This window comes from Psychrobacter sp. UBA5136 (genome assembly GCF_002414005.1).
Lineage (GTDB): Bacteria > Pseudomonadota > Gammaproteobacteria > Pseudomonadales > Moraxellaceae > Psychrobacter.
This window is the reverse complement of sequence record NZ_DHYG01000048.1, coordinates 25,896-34,307: the sequence shown is the minus strand read 5'-3', so window position 1 is coordinate 34,307 and position 8,412 is coordinate 25,896. Positions and strand designations below refer to the sequence as shown.

Sequence of the window (8,412 nt, the reverse complement as noted above, 5' to 3'; positions counted from 1 at the left end):
GGCGCTTTTTTATTTACAAAATACAAAAAACTAAGACAGAGCTTAAGATTTGGGCACCCGCAAACGCATTAAGCCTTCTTGCTGTACCGTCGCTACCAAACGCCCATCTTGCCAAAACTGACCGTGATTTAAGCCTTTAGCATTAGACGTCGTATCGCTCCACATGTCATACAATAGCCAATTATTTAAGTCAAACTCACGATGAAAGTGCATCGAATGGTCGATACTCGCCGCTTGCAAACCACTGGTCATAAAGCTAATACCATGCGACATTAGACCTGTGCCGACCAAATAAAAATCCGATGAAAACGCAAGCAATGCTTGCTGAATCGCTACGGGCTGCTTGCCAAGCTCGCGGATGCGTAGCCAGTTCGCTTGCTTTGGCTTCATTGGCTCTGGGTGAATCGGATCACGCGGCTTGATGGGTTTAATCTCGACATGACGGTGACGCATAAAGCGCGCTTTTAGAGCGTCTGGGACTTTACCAACATACTCTTCTTTTAATTCTTGCTCAGTCGCCAAATCTTCAGGCGGCGGATAAACCGGCATGTCTTCTTGATAATCCAAGCCCTCCTCCATCGGAGAAAACGAGGCAATCATCGAAAATATCACCTGCTCAACCGGCGGCTTACCGCGTACTTGCTTATACTGAATCGCGGTTACTTCACGCGCGGACAGACTACGCCCGTCACGCAGGCGGCGCACTTGATAAATCACTGGCTGATTGATATCACCACCGCGTAAAAAATAGCCATGCAAGGAATGGCAAGGCTTATCTACATCAAGCGTATGTGACGCCGCCATAATCGCTTGCGCGAGCACTTGTCCACCAAAAATACGAGCGCCAACATAGTCGTGGCTTTTACCTTCAAAGACATCAGGGCTGACTTCGATCAGTGCCACGGTGGCAAGCAGCTCATCGATCAGTTGCGGATAATCAGACATGACGATACGGTTCCTTAGTTTAATCAATTACGCTTCATGTTTTTATCAATAACGCCCAGCACTTGCCTATAAGCACTAAACGTTGTCAATAGACATGGCTAACGCCAATACGGCGTTTGCATTTAAAATACGGTGAGATAGCCCACGGTTTGTAGTCAACTACAAAGCGATGCTGCTGATACTGCTTAGGATGAGCATTAAACAATCTGTAAAACGATTGCTAAAAACTCATTATAAAGCGAAAAGCCAATTATCTTAACGAATATTCATCACTTTGACTAGGCAGTCGCTGCTTAGGTAGTTTAGCCGCTTAATAGTTAGTAGCTTAACAATTAGTAGCTTAATGCTAGTCAGCAAGTCATTATTTAAGACAGCAAGCTTATAGAAAAAAGCGAGATGCTATCACACATCTCGCTCTTTTTATTTGTCTTGACGTTATGGTTTTACGGCGACCAGCACACGGATAGAATCTGGCACCAGCGATAAATTACCCAGCGCTTGTTCACCTTGGGCTTTTAGCTGCTCTAGGCGTTCAACCTCTTCGGGGCGCACGTTAGGATTAATCGTTTGCAGATGCTTTAAGCGTTTGATTTCACGCGCCCACTGCTGGCTAAAGCGTGCACTAGCTTGCTCGCCGATTTCTGCTAACTGCTGACGGGCGATTTCTTCGGCTTCATAATAACGCTGCTCAATCACATCGCCGCGTACCTTAATCACTTGACGAGCGCGGTTTTTATCCAAACGTTCGATATGCGGCATGATCATGTCGCTGCTGATACGAGCGGATAAATCGTTGCCTTGCTCACTGATAAAGACACGGATGTTTTGTGTGGTTAAAGTTGCCGGCAAATTAAGCAGTTTTGGCGCAATCGCTTCAACACGGAAATTCACTTCGAGTAACACCATGCCTTGTGGTACGACGGCACTTTTTAGCATTGCAACCGTGGTATTACCAAAGGTACTGGTACTTGCCAGCTCATAAATCGCGCGCATGAGCGGATGCTCATGAGTAATAAATTCGATGTCTTCACGCTGTAGCGCTTGCTTGCGCTCAAAGGTCAGCGTCATACCGTCTTCATCACCAAGCGGCAGACCGTCGATATATTCACTAATCTCGGTACTATCAATCGGTGCAATCACCCATGAACCATCACGCTGGACACTATGATCGATATTGGCTGAGGCAAAGAAGCGCTCGATAAATTGCGGCAATAGATTATGCTTATCAAAATCACACATGGCATCTTTGATACGCCCAGCAACGCGCGGACGGCATGAGTTGTACTCAAGCAAACGGTCGCGGCCGGCTTGTAGCTGTGCTTCTAGCCCTAAGCGCGTCTGCTTTGCTTCTTCAATAATCTCTTGCAAAGTCGCACGATTGGCGTCGGTATCTGCGCCTTCAAGGAGTGGTTTTAGCTCTTGGATGTACTGCTCTTGTACGCTTTGGGCGGTTGGTGAAATCTGATTAAACATATTGAGCGCGTCGTTATACCAGCGGTATAGACGCTCTTGCGCCGTGCCTTGCACATATGGCACGTGCAGCATAATTTGCTGCGTTTGCCCAATCCGGTCTAGGCGGCCGATACGCTGCTCTAAGGTATCTGGGTTGGCGGGCAGGTCCCAGAGTATTAACTGGCTTGCAAACTGGAAGTTACGACCTTCTGAACCAATCTCCGAGCATAATAGTATTTGCGCGCCCTCATTATCAGCAAAAAACGCTGCCGCTTGGTCACGCTCAAGCAAGGTCATCTGCTCGGTAAAGATAGCGGTTTTAATACCGGCATGCAGGCGCAACACTGCCTCTAAGCTTTCAACCGTCGCGCCACTACGGGCAATCAATAGCACTTTTTTATGCTTTAGCTCACCCTTCAAGATATCAATCAACCACGGCACTCGTGGATCATCCTCCAACCAGCCGCCATCCGGTTGGTTCTCTTCGCCCCACAGCTGCTCGCGCAACTTGCCCTTGGTTTGATAGCTATCGACCCATGGTTCAGGTAGCGGCAATGGATACGGCTGGCTGCTACGACCATAGAAACCTTTGACACTTTCACGGGTATTACGAAATAAAATACGTCCCGTACCATGACGGTCAAGGAGCTCATTAAGCGCATAAGTACGCAGTTTTTCGTCGTCATTAATCGCTGACAATTCATCCATGCTGATGCCAAGCAGAGCGCTTAACGCCGCGATTTGCCCGTCACTTAAGGGTTTATCTTCGATTAAGACGCTCGCAACCGCTGCCGTTTCGGCAAAGGCTTCTTGGCTATCGATAAATTCATCCAAGTCATCAAAGCGATCTGGGTCAAGCAGGCGCAAACGGGCAAAGTGACTTTGCGCGCCAAGCTGTTCAGGCGTTGCCGTTAATAGCATGACGCCTGGCGTTTCTTCAGCAAAGTCCGCGATTAAATCATATTTATCATTGCCGCCTTGCGCTTCATCCCAATGCAAGTGATGCGCTTCGTCGACGACCAGTAAATCAAAACCAGCTTCCATCGCTTGGTCATACAAGTCAGGATGGTCAAGCAATAAATCCATGCCCGCAATAATACATTGCTCCGTGGCAAAGACATTTTGCTCAGGGTCGTGTTCTTTAATCGCAGCGGTACGTACCAAATCAAATAAAGCAAAATTTAGATTAAAACGTCGGCGCAGCTCAATCATCCACTGATACTGCAAACTGTCTGGTACAAGGATTAATACGCGCTCAGCTTTGCCCGTCAATAGCTGCTGATGAATAATCAAACCCGCTTCAATGGTTTTACCCAAACCGACTTCGTCAGCAAGCAGTACACGCGGCGCGATACGTTTGCCAACTTCATGAGCGATATACAGCTGATGCTCAATGATATCGACGCGCGCGCCCATCAAGCCTTTGAGCGGATGACCCGCTAGCGCCGATTGCATACGCAAAATATCTTGGCGCAGCTCGTACCAATCCCCGCGCTCAATACGACCAGCTAGCAAACGCTCAAGCGGCTTAGCCAGCGTAATATTGGCCGCCAAACGGGTTTCCATAATGCCGCGCTCATGCTCATCGACACTGTATTTAAGCACGCCCATCACTTCTTCGACAGCTGTCACCGTAAAGGTATTACCGGCTTGATCCGAAATGCTATCGCCTTCTTTGAACACCACGCGCGATAACGGCGCAGAATTTTTGGCGTAGACGCGGGTCTCTTCACTTTGCGGAAATAGGATATGCACACAGCGGTCATCGACGTCGATGACCACACCCAAGCCAAGCTCAGACTCCGTATCAGATAAATAACGTTGACCAACGGCAAATTCGGTGCTGTGCAGTGAAGCGATAGAGATAGTCATAAGGCGATGTCTTTTGTACTCAGATGATAAGAAAATAGATAGTTAATGAATCGGGCCACAATCACATAAGGATCTAGTCAATTAATGGCTCAAACTCATTAATCAGTTGCTGGTCATTGAAGCTATCAGCAACGCCCAGCTTGTCAGCTAGGCCGATGGATAAAACAGACCATTATATAACGTTAGCGCCTAGATGAGTGCGTTAAGTTGACTTTTCAAGAGCAGATTTTGGCAAGATTCTTGCAATGCTCAGCATTCGTTACCTTGTAAAAATCAACATATAACGACTCGCAAGTAAGGAAAAACGTTCGCTAACAAACCACAAATATTGGTATCATAAAATTGTTTCTAAATTGTTAAAATAAGCAACTAAAAATTTCATATTGTTATTTTATCTTTTTCGACAGTCACAATATTTTAGGTTTTTTAAATTATAAAAGCCGTTTGTTTAAAGGTTTTTAACTAAACAGTCTTAAACAGCAACCTTAGCAATCCCATATTTAACGTTATCCTCCTTACGTTCGTTAAATAAGCTAAATATTGTTATTTATATTCGTTTAAGTTATTAATCATTTATAAGTATATTCATTTGTGTTATGTATTTAATAAAAGCTCCAAAAGTTTTGCTCTAATAACCCAATCCCATTTTTGTAAAGCTTACGTATCACCACATCATCGAGTACTGGCAGCAAAAGTCTGCTTGTGGTCACGTTTACCCAAGGACAAATCCCATCATGAATGCCTCCAAAAAAGTTGGCTTTTTTAATCAAGTTAGTACCCAAGTGACGACCATTTTATTTATTGCGTTTGCGGTCGTACTCGCGGTTGTTGTCTATGTTGTTGATAAAGAAGGCTATGAAAAAATTCGCCTCGAGTCAGCAAAACTGGTCGCTGAGCGTGGTAATACCGCGGTCAATAGTATCTCAGCCGATATCAATCGGGTGATGCGTAGTGCTTTGCTATTGCAGCAAAGCGCGCAAACGCTGCCACCGCAAGAAGCCATTTTACAAGCCAGTACTGCCAACGCTTTTGATAAGCGTGATTATAACTTATTGGGCAGTGGCGGTATTTGGCCAGAAAAAGGCGCACTTGGCGCCAATACGGCAACGCATCCGTTTTTGATGGTGCGTCAAAACGGCGATTATCAAGCGGTACTCAGCGATCCAAACCCTGCCAATCCTTATTATCAAGAAGATTGGTTTAGCGTTTTAAAATTGCTCAAACCTGAGCGCTGTATCTGGAACCATGTACGCGCGAGCCAAACCAAAGGCGAGCTTGCCATGAGCTGCGGCGTCGCCATCGAGCGTGACAATCAGTTTTGGGGCGCCAGTACCGTCAACTTTACCCTCAACCAGCTGCAAGAAAACATCGTTAAATTAAGCGAAAGCTCGGGCTCAGGCTATATTTTACTCTTGGACAACAGTGATAAGGTGATCGCCTCCTCTAACCCTGAACGCTTAAGCTATATCGATGAAGAAACTGGTACACCGCTTGATATCAAACAAGTCATCAACGCTGACCCTGCTTGGAATCCGGTACTAAACTTCTTAGAAGCTCAGCGTAATGAAACTATCGAGCACGTTGCCGCTAGCGTATCGCCGCAAGTTCAGCAAGTATTGACCACGCTTGATAAAGCCGAAACCGGCACGGCAAAAGGGTATTATTTGGTCAACTACGCCGCTTACCTAAATAACGGTGAAAATAAGCAAAACGCCATGGACAGCCGTTTATTGCAGAGTTTTGAGTTGGCAAAAGACAACTACTATAACGGTAGCCAAGCGTACGTGTTTGAGATTCCTGAGACTTACTGGAAACTTATCGTCGTCCAGCCGGACGCTGAAATTAACGCTATTGCTGACAATCTTAGTAAAAACCTGATTAACTGGATTGCGTTGGCGCTACTCATCACCGCGGGCTTGATTTACTTTATGCTCACTTATTTAGCGTTTAAGCCGTTAAAAGAAACCACCGATAAAATCTCGCAAGCGGAAAACCTAATTAACGATAAGCAATATAATAAGCTACGCGAGGTTAAATTCGCCGAAGGTCGCAACGAGATTGGCCTTGTAAACGGCTCTATTAATGACCTACTAGACCGTATCCAATCTAACGAAGGTAAGCTTGCCAATATCAACCAGCAGCTAGAGATTAAGGTTGAAGAACGTACTGCCGAGCTACAAGACACGCTAAAAGAGCTGAAAAACTCTCAGCTGCAATTGATTCGTTCAGAAAAAATGGCAACCTTGGGTCAAATGGTCGCGGGCGTTGCTCATGAGGTCAATACACCACTGTCTTATGTGCAAAACAACCTTGAGATTATCGGTCAGTTGACTGAGCAATACGAAGAGTTGATTGAATTGGTACAAGGGTTAAAGGCCGTTAAAACTGACGCCGCTACTGATGGCAAAATTGACCAGCTATTGGCTGATATCGTCCGTGCGTCTGATGAAATCCAAGAAGATGATTTGTCCGCTGAGCTTAAAGAGCTGATTAAAGACTCTCTCTTTGGTGTCGAGCAAATCACTGAAATGGTACTCAACCTGCGTAACTTTGCCCGACTTGATGAGTCAAAAGTGAAAACGATTGACGTCCGTGAATGCATCGAAGCGTCTTTGAAAATCGCTGGTAACTCTATTAGGCATCAAGAAATTGTCACGGATTTTGCCGCAACGCCTGAGATTAAATGCTCACCGTCACAGATTAACCAAGTGTTGGTGAACTTACTTAATAACGCCGCACAAGCCATGGGCAACAAGCCTGATGGCAAAATTGAGCTGCGCACGCGCGCCGATGAGCGCAATGTCTATATCGATGTCAGCGACAACGGTAAAGGCATGAGCGCCGAAGTATTAAATCAAATCTTTGAGCCGTTCTTTACCACGAAGGGCGCGGGCGAAGGTACAGGACTTGGGATGGCCATCAGTCAGCAGATTATGGAGCAGCATAATGGCGATATTAAAGCGGTCTCAACCGAAGGCGTTGGTACCACCTTTACTTTAACGCTACCCATTAATAATGATTTAACCGAACAAAGCCTAGCAGCATAAGCGCTGGGTTCTGTCTTATTTTAATTATTATCAATAAGCTATATCACTATTATTCATTATAAGGATAGCATCATGAATGAATTTGACCATGAAGTGGAAACCTCTAGCGCTGAGCTAGGGTCTGAACCAAAACCGAAGTTGGCGTTTATTGACGATGAACAACGTATTTTACGTTCGATGAAACTATTGTTTCGTAAAACGCATGACGTGTTTATCACCACTGACCCGGCTGAGTACATTGACTATATCAAAAACAACCACGTACACGTGGCGGTCAGTGACCAGCGTATGCCTGAGCGGGTGGGCGTCGATATCTTGCGTGAAGTCAAAGAAGTATCGCCGTCTACCATGCGGATTTTATTGACCGGTTACGCTGATTTAAATGCGATTATTGGCTCTATCAACGATGGGGAGATTTATCGTTATTTGACCAAGCCGTGTAAATCTGAGGAGCTACTTGCGGTCGTCGGCCGCGCCACCGAGATTGCTTTGACCTATAATCCAGATGAAGACGCCGAGCAGTTCGACAGCTCTGGTAAAAAGCAAACGCTATTGGTCATTGATGAAACCGACGAGCTGATCGAGCAAATAAGCAAGCAGTTCTCGCACAGTTATAGAGTCCTGCACGCAGAAGGCTTAGAAGAAGCATACGATTATTTGGCCAATGAAGACATTGGCGTTTGTATTACCGACATCAATGTCAGCGGCGAGAACATCGCGCCGATTATCTTTACCTTAAAACAAGATGCGCCGCATTTGGTGGTCTTGGTACAGACTGAATTTCAGGATGCAGGCTTGCTCATTGATTTGATTAATAAAGGTCAGGTTTATCGCTGCTTACCAAAACCTATGCGCGCAAGCCTACTTGAGATTAGCGTCAACCGTGCGTTCCAGCATCATGCCAAACTAAAAGCCAGCCCTGAGTTGGTCAAACGCTATGAAGTCGAGCATGACCCTGAAAACGATGTGCGTATTGATTTAAGCAGTCGCGTACGTAGCCTAATTGGTAGATTGCGTAAGCGTTTTTCTTTATAAAAAGTGGTTATATAGCGTTTAATAGAAGCCGTAAAAATAGTTTTTGTAAAATAAAACCTCT

The 8,412-nt window shown here is 45.6% G+C and carries 4 protein-coding genes; 2 read left to right on the top strand and 2 right to left on the bottom strand.

All coding sequences use genetic code 11. The features are described 5' to 3' along the window. Positions 1–42 precede the first annotated feature (42 nt). Together B4240_RS06865 and rapA are read right to left on the bottom strand one after the other, a co-directional pair. Entirely contained in the window at positions 43–945 is a 903-nt protein-coding gene (locus B4240_RS06865) for an acyl-CoA thioesterase (protein ID WP_296237747.1), read from the bottom strand. A gap of 435 nt (positions 946–1,380) precedes the next feature. After that, entirely contained in the window at positions 1,381–4,269 is a 2,889-nt protein-coding gene (gene rapA / locus B4240_RS06860) for an RNA polymerase-associated protein RapA (protein ID WP_296237746.1), read from the bottom strand. A 734-nt stretch (positions 4,270–5,003) separates the two neighbouring features. Between rapA and B4240_RS06855 the strand changes: the two genes are divergently transcribed. After that, positions 5,004–7,316, top strand: a complete 2,313-nt coding sequence (locus B4240_RS06855; RefSeq protein WP_296237744.1) for a sensor histidine kinase — start codon at positions 5,004–5,006, stop codon at positions 7,314–7,316. 72 nt (positions 7,317–7,388) lie between these two features. Next, positions 7,389–8,351: a response regulator gene (locus B4240_RS06850; RefSeq protein ID WP_296237743.1), complete on the top strand. Its 963-nt coding sequence runs from the start codon at positions 7,389–7,391 to the stop codon at positions 8,349–8,351. The last annotated feature ends 61 nt before the right edge of the window (positions 8,352–8,412 follow it).

Excerpts from the sequence above, each read along its gene's own strand:
- B4240_RS06865 (WP_296237747.1), bottom strand. The coding sequence starts at position 945 with ATGTCTGATTATCCGCAACTGATCGATGAGCTGCTTGCCACCGTGGCA.
- rapA (WP_296237746.1), bottom strand. The coding sequence starts at position 4,269 with ATGACTATCTCTATCGCTTCACTGCACAGCACCGAATTTGCCGTTGGT.
- B4240_RS06855 (WP_296237744.1), top strand. The coding sequence starts at position 5,004 with ATGAATGCCTCCAAAAAAGTTGGCTTTTTTAATCAAGTTAGTACCCAA.
- B4240_RS06850 (WP_296237743.1), top strand. The coding sequence starts at position 7,389 with ATGAATGAATTTGACCATGAAGTGGAAACCTCTAGCGCTGAGCTAGGG.